Raw genomic sequence first — 15789 nt, 5'->3', positions numbered from 1 at the left:
CGCGGATCCCTCGTACCGGTGCCATGCGGACGAATGTGTCGGAAGCCCGGCAGACGAGGAGATTGGTCCGTGCTTGCACAGTGTTGCACCATCATCACTGTGGGCATTGGACCGAGGAGAGTGAGGGCATGGCAGCCCCGGTGTGGTTCACGGCCCTGGGCGGCCTGCGCGCCTGGCGGGACGGCCGTGAGGTCGACCTCGGCGCCCGCCAGCCCCGGCTGGTCACGGCGCTGCTGCTGGCCCGGGGCGGTCACCCGGTGCCGGTGTCCGAGCTGACCGGTCTCCTCTGGACCGACGGCCTGCCACCCAGCGCCGTCAACGTGCTGCACCGGCACATCGGCGCGATCCGCCGCGCCCTCGAACCGGGACTCGCCCGCCGCGCCGAAGGCCAGTGGCTGCTGCGGCGCCCCGGCGGCTACCGGCTGGCCCTGCCCGCCGCGTCGGCCGACCTGTCCCTGTTCCGGGAGCGCGCCGCCACCGCCGCGGACGGACTCCGCGGCGGCCGTCCGGGCGAGGCGATCCCGGCGTACCGGGAGGCGCTCGCTCTCTGGACCGGCCGCTTCGCCGACGGCCTCGGCGCCGAGAGCCATCCGCTGATCGTCTCGGTCAACCGGGAACGCTCGTCGGTGGCGGTGGCCGCCGCCGACGCCACCCTCGGGCACGGCGACCACGGCGACGCCGAGGCGCTGCTGCCCGCGCTGACCGCCGCCGTGGATGTCGACCCGCTCGACGAGCCGTTGCTCGCCCGGCTGCTGCTGACCCTCGCGGCGGTCGGCCGGGCCGCCGAGGCGATCGAGCGGTTCCACCACGTCCGCGAGCGCATCGCCGCCGACCTGGGCGTTCCGCCCGGCCGGGAGCTCACCGCGGCGGTGGAGACCATTCTGCGCAGGCCTGCGCCTTTGGCGGGTACGGGTGTGCAGCCGCCCGTCCCGGCCCAGTTGCCGCCGGGGTCCGCGCTGTTCGTCGGACGGCGCGCCGAGCGGGCACTGCTGACACGCCGGCTGGAGGAGGGCGCCGAGCACACGACCGGTGCCGTCGTGCTGGCCCTCGACGGGCTGCCCGGCGTCGGCAAGACCGCGCTCGCCGTACGCTGGGCCCACGAGGTGACGTCCCGGTTCCCCGACGGCCAGCTCTTCCTCGACCTGCACGGCTCCGCGGACGGCGAGCCGCGCGACCCCGCCGACGCGCTGACCGCCCTGCTCACCTCACTGGGCGCCGGGATCAGCGCGCCCGGCGGGCCGGATGTGGCCGGTCAGGTCGCGTTGTTCCGCACGGTGACCGCGGGACGCCGCCTGCTCATCCTGCTCGACGACGCCCGGGACGCCGCCCAGGTCCGGCCGCTGATCCCGGCCGCGCCGGGCAGCCTGGTGCTGGTCACCGGCCGGGGCGGCCTGGACGCGCTCGCCGCCGTCGACGGGGCGCTGCTGGTCACCGTCGACGTGCCGCCGCCGACCGACGCCGCCGGGCAACTACTGACCCGGCTCGGTGTACCGCCGCCGGACGACCGGGCCGGACGCGACGCGGTGGCGTCGGTCCTGGCCCGGACCGGCCGGTTGCCGCTGGCCCTGGCCGTGGTCGCCGCCGGGCGCCCGGCACTCGGCCCGGTCCGGCTGCCGGAGATGGCGGACGCGCTATGCCGGGAGCCAGGACTGGACGCGTTCGCCGGCGCCGACCCGGGCATCGACCTGCGGGCCGTCTTCGACCGGTCGTACCGGCGGCTGCGCCCGGAGACGGCCCGGCTGTTCCGCCGGCTGAGCCGCTCCGGCGCGGAGATCGACCCGTCAAGCGTGCCCGGTGCCGCCCGGTCCGCCACCGTCGCCCGGCTCGGCGAGCTGGCCGGCACCGGACTGCTGACCCGTCGGGGACTGCACCGTTATGCCCTGCACGACCTGGTTCGCGCGTACGCCGAAGAACTGGCCGACGAACACGGCCCGGCCCACGGGGTTGATCCGGTCCTGAGTGACGATCTGGTCCTGGGTGACGGTCATTCGGTCACGTCCATCGCGTCGCGCAGGGCTCGCAGGGCGTAATGTGCCCGGGACTTCACTGTCCCGACGGGAACCCGCAACCGAGCGGCGACCACGCCCGCCTCCTCGCCGCGCAGATGAAGATCGGTCAGGACGTCGCGCTGGGCGTCGGTCAGCCGGGTGAACGCGGTCAGCACCGACTGGACGGCGATCGCGGCCTCGCTGCTGTCCCCGCTGGCCGGAACCCAGCCCAGGTCGAGCACCGGGGTCTCCGCCGGACGGCTGCGCCGGGTCCGGAACAGGTCGATGACCAGGTTCCGGGCCACCGCGAACAGCCAGCGCCGCTCCCCGCCGAAGTCGTCCGGCAGCCGGTCGGCGTGCCGCCACGCCCGCAGCATCGTCTCCTGGGCCAGGTCCTCGGCGGTCTGCTGCTCACCGTGGGTCAGCCTGATCAGGAACCGCAGCAGGCTGGCGTAGTGGTCGGCGTGCAGGGCATCGATCCGGTCACAGCTCATGCGGGCATCCCCGATTCCCGTGCGGCAGGCGGTCGCCGTACGAAAATTACGGAGCCCTTGTGCCGCCGAACTGACGAGCAAGTGCCGCGAAAGTGCCGCCCACCGCCGACCGCCCGTCACCGGCGGGGAACGGTCACCCGTACGCCGATTCACCACCGGCCGCCCCGGGTGTCCGGTTTACACCGGAGCGCCGTCGATGATCCGCGGGCGCCCGCCGACCTCGGTCCAGACGGAGCGCATGGTGATCACGACGCCGTTCTCGCCGGTGAGCCGGTTGACGACGACGGCCTGTTCCGGTTCCACCTCGATGCTCACGTTCTCGGCGGACGCGAACGGCATCGGCAACGACGCCACGATGCCCGGCAGGTGCGGGCGCAGCGGCGCCGCGAAGTCCTCCGTCACCACGTCGATGTCGCCCCGCTGGAGAGCGTCGAGGTGTGCCTGAACAAAAGCGGCGACAGCGGTCTGGTCCATGATGTGATCCTCCTTGCCGGCCACGCCCTGTGGCCTGGTGTCCACCTCACACCAGGAGCCGTCGCGCCGACGAGGTGCCGCTCTTCCCTGTACTGCCAGTACACCCCAGCCGCCGGAGCCCCGAACGTGAACCACCAGAACGACATCCGCGCCTTCCTCACCTCCCGGCGTGCCCGCATCACCCCCGACCGGGCGGGCCTGCCCACCTACGGAGGCCGGCGAAGGGTCGCCGGCCTCCGGCGTGAAGAGGTCGCCCTGCTCGCGGGTGTCAGCGTCGACTACTACAACCAGATCGAGCGGGGACACCTCCGCGGCGTCTCCGAGCAGGTGCTCGACGCCGTCAGCCAGGCGCTGCAACTGGACGACGCAGAACGCGAGCACCTGCACCATTTGGCCAGAGCCACCAGCTCCGGACCAGGCGACCACCCGTCCCGGACCGTACGCCCCGGCGTGCAACGGCTCCTGGACACGATGACCGGCTCAGCCGTCGCCGTCTTCACCCCCTGGATGCAGATCCTGGCCACGAACGACCTGGGGCGAGCCCTGTTCACCGAGGCGTTCGACCACAGCGACCAACCGAACCTGGCCCGCTATGCGTTCCTCGACCCCCGCGCACGCCACTTCCACCAGGACTGGAACGCCGCCACCGACGAGGCTGTCACCGTCCTGCGCTCAGCCACCGGCCTGTTCCCCGACAACACCGACCTCACCAGCCTGATCACCGAACTCGTCGAGCACAGCGCCGACTTCCGGGACCGGTGGGCCCGCCACGACGTCCGCTTCCACCGCACCGGCACGAAGGTGTTCCACCACGCCGCCGTCGGCGAACTCGTCCTCCCCTACGAGGCCCTGGAGATCACCCAGGATCCCGGGCTCACCATCGTCGCGTACACAGCAGAAGCGGGCTCCGCCTCCGACGACCGGCTGCGGAACCTCGTCCCCTGATGCCTCCGGGGCGTCGAGCCCCCGCCCGTCCGGGATGCCCCCGCATCCGGGACGGGCGGGACCATCGGCTATCCCACGGTCAGGTGGCGTCGGCGAGCAGCATGTCGACGGCCTGCTGGATGTCGGTGCTGAAGTAGGCGACGTCCGTGTAGACCGGGGTCGCCTCCTCGCCGTTGTCCCACTCGCAGTCGCCGCCGGCGCTCACGATGCCGTCCGGCAGCCGGTGCAGCGCCGGCCCGCCCGAATCCCCGCCGCAGTGGCTCTTCTGGTCCACGGCCCGGCCGCAGATCGTCGCGCGCGGGTAGGCCGGGTTCTCCTCCCACCACGGGTCGTCGAAGTACTCCGCGTCCGGCTTGAACGGCAGTTCGACCTTACGCAGGAAGCGCTCCTGCTCCCCGCCCCACTGCTGCTTCCCCCAGCCGGCCACCGTCATCGTCCCCAGGTCACGGGGCTCAGTCGCGATGCGTAATCTCGTTGACGCACCAGCGTCCGAATTTGTGCCACCTCAACCCAGCAGGGCTTTGGCGATCTCGTCGGGGTGGGTGAGCAGGGCCTCGTGACCGCCCGGCACCATGATCGGCTCGACGCCGGCGCGGGCCGCGAGTTCCGGGCCGGGGGCGGCGAGGCCGGTGTCGTTCTCGGCGAGCAGGTAGCGGACCGGCACGCCGAGGGTGGCCACCCCGTCGACGTCGAGGGCCTCGCTCATGTAGCCGCCGGGCTGCGGAATCAGCTGTTCGAAGACGATCCGGGCGGCCTCGTCGGGGCCGTCCGGCATGAGTGTGCCCCGGAACGTCTCGTAGTCGAGGCCGATGCCGTGGTCGGGGTCGGCCTCGATGACGGACAGGTAGAACGCTTCAGCCTCCGGGCCGAAGGCCGCGAGCATCGACTGCCCGCGCAGCGGCACGAAGGCGCTGAAGAAGACGATCTCGCGAAGGCGGGCGGTCAGCCGGGGTGCCGCGGCGGTGATCGGGAAGCCCGCCCAGCTGTGCCCGACGAGCACCACGTCGGTCAGGTCACGGCTCTCGATCTCGTGGATCAGATGGTCGGTCGCGTCGGCGAGCCGCAGGTCACGCGGGCTGTCGCCGAGGGTGAGGCCGGGCATGGTCAGCGTGTACGCGAGATGCCCGGCGGCCCGGACCCGGTGCGCCACGGGCGTCCAGGACCAGCCGCCGTGCCACGCGCCGGGAATGAAGACATAGTTCATGGAGCAACACTCTATTCATCAGAGTTAGACTCTGACAAACGGAGCCCTACTATGTGCGGGTGACGACGACCAGGCGTGCCGAGTACGCGGCCGCAACCAAGAAGGCCATCGAGCAGGCCGCCCACGACCTGTTCAGCAGGCAGGGCTTCAAGACGACCACGGTCGACATGATCGCCAGGCAGGCCCGGGTCGCCCCGGCGACGGTCTACGCCGTGGCCGGCGGCAAGCAGGGCCTGTTGCGTACCGTGATCGCGTCAGCCACCACCAGCCCGGAGACCGAGGAGATCAAGCAACGGCTGGCCGACGCACCGGACGCCGCCGGCCTGGTGCGCTACCTGACCCACCAGACGCGCCTGAAGTTCGCCGACTGGCACGACGTGATGCGCGTCGTCGCCGAGACCGCCTCCCAGGACCCGGCCGTCGCCGACGCCCTGCGCCTGGCCGCCGAGAGCCGCCGCGAGGGATTCCGCCGGGCCGCCGAGCGCCTGCACGACCTGGGCGCCCTGCACGACGGCCTGACCGTCGACCGGGCCGCCGACATCATCTGGTTCTACCTGGACAACGCGTCCTACTTCGCGCTGACCGACACCAACGGCTGGCCACTCGACGACGCCGAGGCCTTCCTCCACGACCAGCTCCGTCGCGCCCTGCTCCGCGACCCCGCATGAACTTCGCACTCCCGTACGCCAGGTGCATGACCCCATCCCGTTGGCCACATGGTCCGGGCGGTGGCAGTGGTCCATCCACAGTCCCGGGTTGTCGGCCCGGAACGCGGTCTCGTAGTGATGCTCGGTGGTACGCCCGGACCGCCCCGAAGTAGCGCGGGTACCGCCCGGCACGCACGACCGTCAGCTCAGCGCCCGGCAGATCACCACCTTGCCGGTCTCGTCGGCGGTCCGGAACAGGCGTTCCGCGCCCTCGTTCTGTGCCGTGTCGATCACGGTGGCCGTGACGTCGCTGATCGCGCTGCGCCTGCCGTCGGCGGTGCCCACCGCCCAGCTCTGGTGGCCCAGGGTGCCGCCGTCGTGGCCCCACACCGTCCCGCAGGGGTAGTCGACGCGGATCAGGCCCAGGCCGTACCCGCCGGTGAACGACCCGCCGGCCGGCAGCGCCACCGTCGTCTTCATCTGCCGGAGCTGCTCGGCGGAGAACAGCCGGGCGGTCAGCAGCGCTTCGACGAACCGGGACATGTCCGAAGCGGTGGAGATGATCCCGCCGGCCGCGCCGCCCCACGCGCCGACCGCCCCGCCGCTGGTGTCGGTGTAGGACGGTGTCCCCGAGGCGAAGGCGACCGTGTAGCCGTGGGCGTAGCCGCGGCCGGTGCGGGTCGCCCGCGGGTCGGCGAGGTAGGTGCGGGTCAGCCCCAGCGGGCGGGTGATCCGGTCCCGGACCAGGTCGGGCAGTCGTTCGCCGGTCGCCTTCTCGACGAGCATCCCGGCCACGATGTAGTTGGTGTTCGAGTACGACCAGCTGCTCCCCGGCGCGAACACCGGCTCGTGGGCGAACGCCACGTCGAGCAGTTCCCGCACGGTGTGGGCGTACCCCGGGTTCGCCAGCACCGACGGGATGAACTCCTCGTCCTCGGTGTAGTTGAACAGTCCGCTGGTGTGGTTGAGCAGCATCCGTACCGTGATGTGCGCGCCGTTCGGCACGACCCCGGGCAGGTACCGTTCGACCGGCGCGTCCAGCCGGACCCGCCCCCGGTCGACCAGCTGCAGGACCAGGGTGGCGGTGAACATCTTGGTGTTGCTGCCGATCTCGAACTGGTCGTCCGCGCCGAGGCGCCGCCCGGTGGCGCGGTCGGCGACCCCGGCGGCAGCGGTCTCGACGCGCCGCCCGTCGTCGACCCGCGCAAGATATCCGGGGGCTCCGGCGGCGACCACACGCTGGGCGGCGCCCTGGATCGTGGTGCCGCCGGCCTGGGCCGCGACGCCGGTCGCGCCCACCCCGGCCAGGGTCAGTGCGGCGGTGAGGGTGAGCGCGGTGACCCGCCTCGACGTGTTCTGCATGGTCGATGTCATGGCACGAGCGTGCCAACGATGACGTTTCACAACATTGCCGCCACCACCCGGATGCCGGGTGGGGTTAACCCCACCACCAACTGTTTCGCCTGCTCACGGACGGGGCACAGAGAACCCATGGCAACCAGCATTCCGACAGGCCAGGAACAACTCACCGACGAGATCAAGCGGACCCGTGCCGACCTCGGTGACACGGTCGAGGCGCTGGCCGCCAAGACCGACATCACCGGCCGGGCGAAGCAGGCCGCGGGCGAGACCGTCGCCCAGGCCAAGCAGACGCTCGCCGCGGCTGGCACGACGACCGCCCGCGTGGCCGGTTCCACCCGGGAACGGCTTGCTGTCGCGACCCGCCGCCCCACGGTCCGCAAGGCCCTCCCGGTGGCCGCCGTCGCCGCGGTCCTCGGCGCCGCCGCCGTCCTCATCCAGCAGCGCCGCGCCGCCGCCCGCCGGGCCTCCTCCGGCCCCGCCGCCTGGTTCGACCGCTTCCGCTGATCAGAGAGCGACCTCTTCGCGGGTACGCGGGAACGCGTACCCGCCTAGAGGTCTCGAGGTACGGCCTCCGCCGGCAGGACCAGAACCCTACCGTCGGCCCGCTGGACGAGCCCGATCTCGACATCGGGAAGTCCTGACGCGGCCGCCGACTCCTCGTCCGCCAGCCGGCGCAGGCGGCCCGGCCATGCGAGCAGGCTGTTCACCTCGCCCTGGGTCAGCAGACGATCGGTGAAGCTCCGGGTGGGGGCACGGAGCTGCAGTTCCGCCAGGCCGAGCAGGAGCGACCGGAGATCGCTCTCCAGTTCGTCGATCCCGCGTTGTTCGTCCCGCAGCGCTTCCGTGAAGCGGGTGAAGTCGAGCTCCGGCGATTTCTGGGCGTGCTCCACGGCTTGCAGAACCGCGACGCGACGCTTCGTGGCGATCGTCAGAGAGGCGAGCCGGAGCTCGACACGGAACCTGCCGTCGGGGTCGTCGATCCCCGGGAACGCCGTGAGGAGGTCGTGGACCTCCACGCCGCCCGAAGGGAACCCGTCGACCTTCATCCGCCAGGCCCGGGCCCGGCGCACGGCCGAGGCGATGGCGGTGTCCACGGTGTGCACCGCGGCGTCCAGGCCCATCGAGTTCCCGATCTCTCCCTTGTCGAGCAGGAGAGCCGTCGCCCGCTCGACGGCTGTCGTCGCGCCGTTCAACCGGTCGCGTTCCGCGTCGAGGCTGTCGGCTGCCAGGCCCTCGAGAATCTCGGTGACCCGTTCCATGGCCTTGCGCCGCTGCTCCTCGGCGTACAGGCTCGCGGCCGTGGCCACCGCCATCAGAATGAAGGGCCCGCACGCCGTGACCAAGCCGGCCCCACGCGCCATTTTCGCGCCGGTGGCGGACGTCTCGGTCAGCACGGGGACGAATGTCGACTGTCCCACGATGCCGGCCTTGCCGAGGATGCCGCCGTGGATCCCGCCGGCGACGGCCTGCGACGGCATGGACCGGACTAGTCCCTTACCCAGCTGGGCGGCCATTCCGCTCGGCACCACCATGCGGTAGAGCGTCTCCGTGGACCGCGGGGCGTGCGCGGGCATCTTCAGCAGGTTCCGGAGTTCGGTGGCCAGCGGCGAGGCGGCATCGAGGAGCCGGCCACCCTGAAGACGCGTTTCCGCGGGCAGCGCGTAGGCCTCCACGGTGACGAGAGGCGTGTCGAGGAAGGCAGCAAGCGCCTGCCGCATCCCGGCGAGCCGTTCCGGGGTCATCCCCTCGCCGCTGACGGGCAGCCACGCCGCCGGCGCGATCTTGTCCGGTTCCGTGGCCAGCGCCCACACCGGCACCTGCAGTTGGTCCGTCACGCTGTTTCCGCCGTTCGTCGTCGTGGCGAGCGCCTCCGAGACTAACCATTCACGTCGCGGACGCGTCCGGTCGCCACCCCGATGCCGGTCGTTACGCGTACCCCTAGAAGGTGACCGTGACGTTGACGGTCTTGCAGGCGGCGGTCAGGGCGGTGCTCAGGCCCGCGAAGTCCGCGTCGGCGGCGGTGCCGATCGGGTTGTCGGTGGCGGCGGCCTTGCCGACCTCGTCGGTGATCGCGCGGACGGCGGTGGCCACCTCGCTGTCCGGGGCGAGGGCGGTGGCCAGCACGCCGGTCATCGTGGTGTGGAAGCCGGTGAACGCCTTCTTCGCGTCGGCCGCCTTGACGCCCCCGTCGGGCTGGGCCGCGTCGGTGATGCCGCCCTTCATGGTCGAGCCGGCCTCGCTCACCTTCTTGCAGAGGGCCGCGTCGTCGACCGGCCCGGAGGCCGCCGCGTCATCGCCGGCGGCCGCCGATGAGCCCGCGGCGGTCGATGAGCCCGCGGCGGTCGATGAGCCCGCGGCGGTCGAGGCTGCCGCCGACGACGGGGGCGTGGCGGCCACGTCGGCGTCGTCACCGCAGGCGGCGAGGCTCGCCAGGCTGGCGCAGAGCAGGACGGCAGGCAGAATCCGGGAACGCTTCACGGTGACGCAAGGTAGCCGACGAACCTGGGAACGGGCTCGCCGGGGACCTCAGACGATCAGGCTCAGGAGCATCACGCAGGCGAAACCGACGACCGAGATGATGGTCTCCATCACCGACCAGGTCTTGATGGTCTGCCCCACGGTCATCCCGAAATACTCCTTGACCAGCCAGAACCCGGCGTCGTTCACGTGTGAGAAGAACAGCGAGCCGGCCCCGATCGCCAGCGCGAGCAGGGACACCTCGGGGCGGTCGAGGGTGGCGGCGAGCGGGGCCACGATGCCCGCGGCGGTGATCGTGGCGACGGTCGCCGAGCCGGTGGCGACGCGGATGCCGACCGCCACCAGAAAGCCGAGGACCAGGGCGTTGATGTTCGCGTCCTGGGCCGCGTCGGCGATCACGGTGCCGACGCCGGCGTCGACGAGGACCTGTTTGAAGCCGCCGCCGGCCGCCACGATGAGCAGGATCCCGGCGATCGGGGGCAGCGAGCCGCCGATCACCGCGGAGGTCTCCCGCCGGTCGAAGCCGGCGCGGCGGCCCAGCGACCACATGGCGACGAACACCCCGGCGAGCAGGGCCACCACCGGTTCGCCGACGACTTCGAGGGCGGCTCGGACGCCGTTGCCGTCGGGGAGGGCGAGTTCGGCGATGCCGCGGGCGAGCATCAGGGCCACCGGCAGCAGAACGGTCAGCACGGCCGCCCAGAAGCCCGGGTTGCGCCGCCGGCCGACCTGCGGGTCGACGAGGTCACCGGGCGCTCCGGGGTTGCCGAGGTCGTCCCGGTCGACGAGGTCCTGACCGCCGGCGGGCCCGGAGTCCGGGCGGTCCGGGGACGAGGCGGCCGGCGGGACCGGCACCGGCACCCGCGCGGCGATGAAGTTCCCGTACACCGGCCCCGCGATGATCACCGTCGGGATCGCACAGACCAGCCCGAGCAGCAGGGTCAGGCCCAGGTCCGCGTTCAGGCTGGAGATCGCCACCAGCGGCCCCGGGTGCGGCGGCACCAGCCCGTGCAGCACCGACAGCCCGGCCAGCGCCGGGATCCCCAGGCGGAGCAGGCCCACGTCGGTACGCCGTGCCACCAGCAGCACGATCGGCACCAGCAGCACCACGCCCACCTCGAAGAACAGCGGCAGCCCGATCAGGGATGCCACGCCCGCCATCGCCCACGGCAGGGCGGCCCCGGAGACGCCGGTGACGATCCGGTTCACGATGCCGTCGGCGCCGCCGGTCTCGGCGAGCAGCGCGCCGATCATCGAGCCGAGGGCGATGAGGACGCCCACGTTGCCGGCTGTCGTGCCGAGTCCCGTGGTGAACGAGTCGACGGTGTCGCCGGGTGCGGCGCCGGCCGTCAGTCCGAGCACCCCGGCGCCGGCGATCAGGGCCAGGAACGGGTGCCATTTGGCGGCGGCGATGAGCAGGACGACCGCGGTTATGCCCAGCACCGCCGCGAGGGTGAGCTGCGCCGTCCCGGCGTCGGTGATGGGTTCCACGGGTCACCGTCCGTAGGGTGGCAGCGGGCTGGTCAGGGTGGACTGTTGCTTGTCGAGCGGCGTCGACGGGAAGACCGCCGGGCAGTGCGCGCCGGCCTCCGGGAGCACTCCGGCGAGCAGGTAGTCGTCGATCGTCTGCCGGGCGCAGTCGCTGAGCCAGTACGTCCCGTGGCCCACCCCGTCGTAGGTCAGGACCCGGGAGCTGGGCAGTTGTCCCGCGAGTCCGAGCGCCCACTGGTACGGGGTGGCCACGTCGTACCGGCTGTTGCTGATCAGGATCGGGGGCAGGGCGGGTGACGCCCGCAGCCGGTGCGGCGGGTTGGTCACCGGGTACGGCCAGTTCTGGCAGCCGGTCAGGTCGGTCCAGGCCAGCGGGTTGAGGCGGGTGTGCCGGGCCAGTGCGTTCTGGGCCTTCTCCAGGATCGCCACCGCCGGGTACGTGTAGAGGTCGTAGTGGTAGTCGGAGCACATCACCGGCAGGTACCCGTTGCGGACCGGTTCGCCGCGGGGCAGCTGGGCGCCGTGCGGGGCGAGGCCGTCGCCGCCGATGTAGAGCAGCAGGTCGGCCAGTTCGAACCAGAGCGACGGGCCGTACAGGTAGCCGAAGACCGCGTCGACGAGGACTTCCGGGGTGACCGGGGCGCCGTCCACCACCAGGTCTCCGGCGTCGGCGTCGGCGTACAGCGCATCGAAGTAGTCCAGGACGGACGCGCCGTGCAGGGCGCAGGCCACGGTCCGGGAGCACCAGGCGGCGAACTGGCCGAACGACTCCTCCATCGCCACGCTCTCCCAGCCCTGGTATCCGGCGATGCCCTGGGCGTGGTCCATCGACGAGTCCATGGCGAGGGCCCGGATCCGGTGCGGGAACAGTTCCGCGTACTGCTGGCTGATCATCGTCCCGTAGGAGACGCCGAACAGGCTGATCTTCTCTTCGCCGAGGGCGGCCCGGATGGCGTCGACGTCGCGGGCGACGTGGGCGGTGTCGACGTGCCCGAGCAGCGGGCCGGTCAGGGCGAGGCATCCTTCGGCGAGGGCCCGGTTGGCGGTGCGCAGCGCGGCGTATTCGGCGGGACTGTCCGGGTAGAGCAGTGCCGACTGGGCGTCGACCTGTGTGGAGTCGCAGAGGACCGGCCGGCTGCGGGCCTGTCCACGCGGGTCGTAGCTGACGATGTCGAAGCGGGCGAGCAGGTCGGCCGAGAAGCCGGTCTCGGCGTGGTAGATGAAGTTCACCCCGGATCCGCCGGGACCGCCCGGGTTGAACATCAGGGTGCCGATCCGCCGGGCCGGGTCGGTGGCCGGCCGTTTCGCCAGGGCCAGGGTGAGGGTCTCGCCCGCCGGGGCCGCGTGGTCCACCGGCACGGTGAGCGCGCCGCAGAGCACCCGGGCCGGCGCCTGCTCGTCGGGGCCGCAGGGTCCCCAGGCGATGCCGGTCGCGGCGGGTTCGGGCGCCGGGATCCCGGCGCGCGCGGGCCCGGTCAGGGCGGTCGGCGCGAGCAGGGCGAGAAGACCGAGGATCAGGGGTACGGCCTTGCGCATGGGCACCTCGGGGACTCCGGCGGGCGGCGGCGACGAGAATTCACGTACGCCGATGCAATCATGGATGGCCCACTTCGTCCAGAATCGATGGAAAACGCGGCACGGCGCGGGAAGTCCAGAGCCGAGTGGCCATATTTCTGCAACCGTTTCGGCCGATGAGATGACGATCAAGATGATGTGAGGGCCGTCTCAGATGGCCACGCTAATCGCGGCCCGTTTCTCCCTGTAGCGAGAGGATCACCGGTGATCCGGATCTCGGAACCCCGCTCCACCGCCCGCAACGCCTTCCTCGGCGTTGCCGCGACCGCCATGATCGCTGTTGGCCCCGCCGCCTGCGCGGGCACCTCCGGCGGCAGCGACGGATCGGGTTCCCAGGCCCAGACGCTGCCCGAGGCCGACGAGCCGGTGGTCATCGCCACCCGCCTCAAGGCGAGCCGCTGCACCGACGCCTGGACCGTCGACCTGGACCCGCGGCAGATCCCCGACCCGCTGGCCGGCAACGACCTGTCCGGCTGGGCCCGCGGCGCCGGCGCCGTGCAGCAGACCTCCATGCAGGTCGAGGTCAAGATCACCGGGAACGGGTCGGCGACCACCATCAAGGCCGTCCGCGCCGTCCCGGTCGGCGACAAGACCGCCCCGATCCAGGCCACCACCGAGGCCGCCATCGACTGCAACGCACCCAGCCCCGGCCCGCACCTGGAGGCCGACCTCGACCAGCCCAAGCCCAAGATGACGGCCTACAACAACAGCTCGTCGCGCCGGCTGCCGCTGCAGGTCTCCACCGACACCGCCGAGTTCCTGGTGCTCGCCTCGACCACCAAGTACGACATCTACTGGCAGATCGAGGTCGACTGGACCCACGACGGCAAGGACGGCACCACCGCCGTCCGCGGCCCGGACGGCCAGCCGTTCCACCTGACCGCGGCCCGCGCCACCCACACCTGCGTCTGGGGCTCCAACGGCAAACTCTCCAAGGCCCTCTCGGTCGACTGCACCCGGTGACCCCCTTCTCATTGTGAACGCCGCCACCGCCGCGTCGAACTCCTACGACGACGACGGGAAGGACGGAGCTCACCCCAGGGGCAAGCCCTTCTGCAGCAGTTCGAGGGCCCGCGCCGCCTGATCCATGCCGGCCGGCCAGTCGCTCTCCGCGATCGCCAGGCCGCCCGGCGGCAGGATCGCCAGCATCGCGCCGACCATCGCGCCGGCTGCCACCCGGGCCGAGAAGTCGTCGGCGGGCAGGCCGGCGCGTTCCGCGACGACCACGGCGATCATGTCGATCGCCGTGGTCATCTGATGCATCATCCGGGCCCGCAGTTCCGGCACCGCGGCGAGGATCCGCTGGCGGCGGCGTTCGTACGCCCACGCCTCCGGCGGCAGGTCCCGCAGCATGGCGCGCATACCGTGCAGCAGTGCCTCGATCGGCGGGACGCCGGCCGGCTGTGCCCGGACCGCGCTGATCAGCTGGGCGTCCAGGTCGTCGACGAGGATCAGGTCCTCCTTCGCCGGGAAGTACCGGAAGAACGTGCTCGGCGAGACCTCGGCCGCCTCGGCGATCTGGTCCACGGTGGTCTCCGCGTACCCCTGCTGCTCGAAGAGCCGCATCGCGTGCTCGCGGATGGCGGCCCGGGTGCGGGCCTTCTTGCGTTCGCGCAGGCCACCGGCCGGGGTGCCACTCATACCCCCGATTCTGCCAGCTCCGGCGCCGGCCTCCCGGCACGCGGCATCAGCAGCAGCGCGAGGACCACGCCGGTGGCGGCCACCGCGCCGGACACCAGCAGCGAACGGTCCATGCCGTGCACGAACGCGGTCCGTACCGCATCCAGCAGCCCCGGATCGTGCAGCCGCTGGGCGACCGCGACCCCGGACGCCGCGCTGTCGCGGACCTCCTCCCCCGCCGCCACGGGCAGCCGGTCCCGGTAGCCCGCGTTCAGCACGGTGCCCAGCACCGCGACCCCGACCGCGCTCCCGACCTGCCGCATCGTCTGGATCAGCGCCGATCCGACACCGCTGCGTTCGACGGCGAGGGCCCCGAGGGCGGCGTTCATCGAGGGCGGCATGGTGAGTCCCAGGCCCGCCCCGGTGGTGGCGACCCAGACGGCCACGAGCGCGTACGGCAGGAACGCCCCGGCGATCAGCGAGGCCGCCATCAGCCCCAGCCCGGAGGCGATGACGGCTCGCGGGCCGAACCTGGTGGTCAGCCGGTCGGACAGCCGCGCCCCGGCCATCAGGCCGCCGATCACCGGTAGCAGCCGCAGGCCCGTGCCGAACGCGTCCTGCCCGCCGACCGCCTGGAACAGCTGCGGCAACGCGAACAGCAGCCCGAACAGGGCGAAGGCGGCGATCGTGGCGAGCACCGATCCGCCGGTGAACCCCCGGGAGCGGAACAGCGCGACGTCGATCAGCGGGGCGGCCGCCCGGCGCTGCCACCCCACGAAGACGGCGAATGCCAGGAGCCCGCCGGTGGCGGTGAGCAACGACCGCGGGTCGGTCCAGCCGCGGGTGCCGGCCTCGATGATCCCGTACGTGACCCCGGCCAACCCGGTCGTGGAGAGCACCACGCCGGGCAGGTCGAAGCGCCGCCCGCGGTCGCCGTGCGACTCGGGCACCCAGGCCACGACGGCGATCACGCCGACCACCACGAGCGGCAGGTTGATCAGGAAGACCGAGCCCCACCAGAAGTGGTCGAGCAGCCAGCCGCCGAGCAGCGGGCCGAGCGGGATGCCCAGCGCGTTCGCGGTGACCCAGATCGACAGGGCGCGGGGGCGCTCGCCGGCGTCGAACAGCACGGTCACCACCGCGCTGGTCAGCGGCATGATCACCGCCGAGGCGAGGCCGAGCAGCGCGCGGGCGGCGATCAGCTGGCCGGTGGTGGCCGCGTACGCGCAGGCCGCCGACGCTCCGCCGAACAGCAGCATCGCGCCGAGCAGGAACCGTTTGCGGCCGAACCGGTCGCCGAGCATCCCGCCGGGCAGCAGGCCGGCCGCGAGGACGAGCAGGTAGGAGGTGGTGAACCACTGGAGGTCGTCGGTGGAGGCGCCGAGGTCGGCGGCGAGGGTCGGCAGCGCGACGCTGAGCACCGTGCTGTCCAGCCCGATGGCGATGGCGCACAGCGAGAGGGCGGCCAGCGCGTACCAGCGTGAAGTGGAAGCAACCATGTTTTGACAGTA

Annotated in this window: 16 protein-coding genes and 1 pseudogene; 5 read left to right on the top strand and 12 right to left on the bottom strand. The window is 72.3% G+C overall.

From position 1 onward, the window contains the following. Positions 1–128 precede the first annotated feature (128 nt). Entirely contained in the window at positions 129–2030 is a 1902-nt protein-coding gene (locus WH85_RS26835) for an AfsR/SARP family transcriptional regulator (protein ID WP_052720814.1), read from the top strand. On the opposite strand, the gene WH85_RS26830 is transcribed toward WH85_RS26835, so the two are convergent. Together WH85_RS26830 and WH85_RS26825 are read right to left on the bottom strand one after the other, a co-directional pair. Next, positions 1985–2482, bottom strand: a complete 498-nt coding sequence (locus tag WH85_RS26830; protein ID WP_045744789.1) for a sigma-70 family RNA polymerase sigma factor — start codon at positions 2480–2482, stop codon at positions 1985–1987. The two genes, WH85_RS26835 and WH85_RS26830, sit on opposite strands and share 46 nt — an antisense overlap. A 177-nt stretch (positions 2483–2659) precedes the next feature. After that, a complete protein-coding gene (locus WH85_RS26825) occupies positions 2660–2956 on the bottom strand; it encodes a hypothetical protein (protein WP_157411226.1) in 297 nt (98 codons plus the stop codon). Positions 2957–3082: 126 nt separating this feature from the next. On the opposite strand from WH85_RS26825, the gene WH85_RS26820 reads away from it, so the two are divergent. Continuing rightward, positions 3083–3901, top strand: coding sequence for a helix-turn-helix domain-containing protein (locus WH85_RS26820; protein WP_045744787.1), 819 nt, complete (start codon positions 3083–3085; stop codon positions 3899–3901). 79 nt (positions 3902–3980) lie between these two features. On the opposite strand, the gene WH85_RS26815 is transcribed toward WH85_RS26820, so the two are convergent. Together WH85_RS26815 and WH85_RS26810 are read right to left on the bottom strand one after the other, a co-directional pair. Then, the gene (locus WH85_RS26815; RefSeq protein ID WP_045744786.1) at positions 3981–4334 is read right to left on the bottom strand and encodes a trypsin-like serine protease; all 354 of its coding nucleotides are present in this window, start codon (positions 4332–4334) and stop codon (positions 3981–3983) included. Positions 4335–4406: 72 nt separating this feature from the next. Beyond that, on the bottom strand, positions 4407–5105 hold the full coding sequence (locus WH85_RS26810) for an alpha/beta fold hydrolase (RefSeq protein WP_045744785.1): 699 nt from the start codon (positions 5103–5105) through the stop codon (positions 4407–4409). 59 nt (positions 5106–5164) lie between these two features. Between WH85_RS26810 and WH85_RS26805 the strand changes: the two genes are divergently transcribed. After that, positions 5165–5773, top strand: coding sequence for a TetR/AcrR family transcriptional regulator (locus WH85_RS26805; protein WP_211275449.1), 609 nt, complete (start codon positions 5165–5167; stop codon positions 5771–5773). 42 nt (positions 5774–5815) lie between these two features. On the opposite strand, the pseudogene WH85_RS54185 reads toward WH85_RS26805, so the two are convergent. Together WH85_RS54185 and WH85_RS26800 are read right to left on the bottom strand one after the other, a co-directional pair. Next, positions 5816–5944: pseudogene (locus tag WH85_RS54185) on the bottom strand (multicopper oxidase domain-containing protein); the annotation flags it as partial. Between the two features lie 9 nt (positions 5945–5953). Next, the gene (locus WH85_RS26800; protein WP_052720813.1) at positions 5954–7126 is read right to left on the bottom strand and encodes a serine hydrolase domain-containing protein; all 1173 of its coding nucleotides are present in this window, start codon (positions 7124–7126) and stop codon (positions 5954–5956) included. A gap of 117 nt (positions 7127–7243) precedes the next feature. Here WH85_RS26800 and WH85_RS52385 point away from each other — a divergent pair, with 117 nt between their 5' ends. After that, the gene (locus tag WH85_RS52385; protein ID WP_052720812.1) at positions 7244–7618 is read left to right on the top strand and encodes a DUF3618 domain-containing protein; all 375 of its coding nucleotides are present in this window, start codon (positions 7244–7246) and stop codon (positions 7616–7618) included. A gap of 44 nt (positions 7619–7662) precedes the next feature. Here WH85_RS52385 and WH85_RS26790 read toward each other — a convergent pair whose 3' ends face one another. The 4 genes from WH85_RS26790 to WH85_RS26775 form a co-directional block, all read right to left on the bottom strand. Beyond that, on the bottom strand, positions 7663–8949 hold the full coding sequence (locus WH85_RS26790) for a hypothetical protein (protein ID WP_045744783.1): 1287 nt from the start codon (positions 8947–8949) through the stop codon (positions 7663–7665). A gap of 103 nt (positions 8950–9052) precedes the next feature. After that, a complete protein-coding gene (locus tag WH85_RS50735) occupies positions 9053–9592 on the bottom strand; it encodes a hypothetical protein (protein ID WP_045744782.1) in 540 nt (179 codons plus the stop codon). Positions 9593–9640: 48 nt separating this feature from the next. Further along, on the bottom strand, positions 9641–11083 hold the full coding sequence (locus tag WH85_RS26780; protein WP_045744781.1) for a GntP family permease: 1443 nt from the start codon (positions 11081–11083) through the stop codon (positions 9641–9643). Positions 11084–11086: 3 nt separating this feature from the next. After that, positions 11087–12619, bottom strand: a complete 1533-nt coding sequence (locus tag WH85_RS26775) for an alpha/beta hydrolase (RefSeq protein WP_045744823.1) — start codon at positions 12617–12619, stop codon at positions 11087–11089. Positions 12620–12862: 243 nt separating this feature from the next. Between WH85_RS26775 and WH85_RS26770 the strand changes: the two genes are divergently transcribed. Further along, positions 12863–13621 (top strand): hypothetical protein, encoded by a 759-nt coding sequence (locus tag WH85_RS26770; protein ID WP_045744780.1) that lies wholly within the window; start codon positions 12863–12865, stop codon positions 13619–13621. Positions 13622–13690: 69 nt separating this feature from the next. On the opposite strand, the gene WH85_RS26765 is transcribed toward WH85_RS26770, so the two are convergent. Together WH85_RS26765 and WH85_RS26760 are read right to left on the bottom strand one after the other, a co-directional pair. After that, on the bottom strand, positions 13691–14299 hold the full coding sequence (locus WH85_RS26765; protein ID WP_045744779.1) for an acyl-CoA-like ligand-binding transcription factor: 609 nt from the start codon (positions 14297–14299) through the stop codon (positions 13691–13693). Further along, on the bottom strand, positions 14296–15777 hold the full coding sequence (locus tag WH85_RS26760) for an MFS transporter (protein WP_045744778.1): 1482 nt from the start codon (positions 15775–15777) through the stop codon (positions 14296–14298). The genes WH85_RS26765 and WH85_RS26760 overlap by 4 nt, the downstream gene beginning before the upstream one ends. Between the last annotated feature and the right edge of the window lie 12 nt (positions 15778–15789).

The sequence above is a fragment of the Actinoplanes rectilineatus genome, from assembly GCF_000962825.1.
GTDB lineage: Bacteria > Actinomycetota > Actinomycetes > Mycobacteriales > Micromonosporaceae > Actinoplanes > Actinoplanes rectilineatus.
Note: the sequence above shows the minus strand (reverse complement) of the source record. Positions and strands in the feature narration are given on the sequence as shown.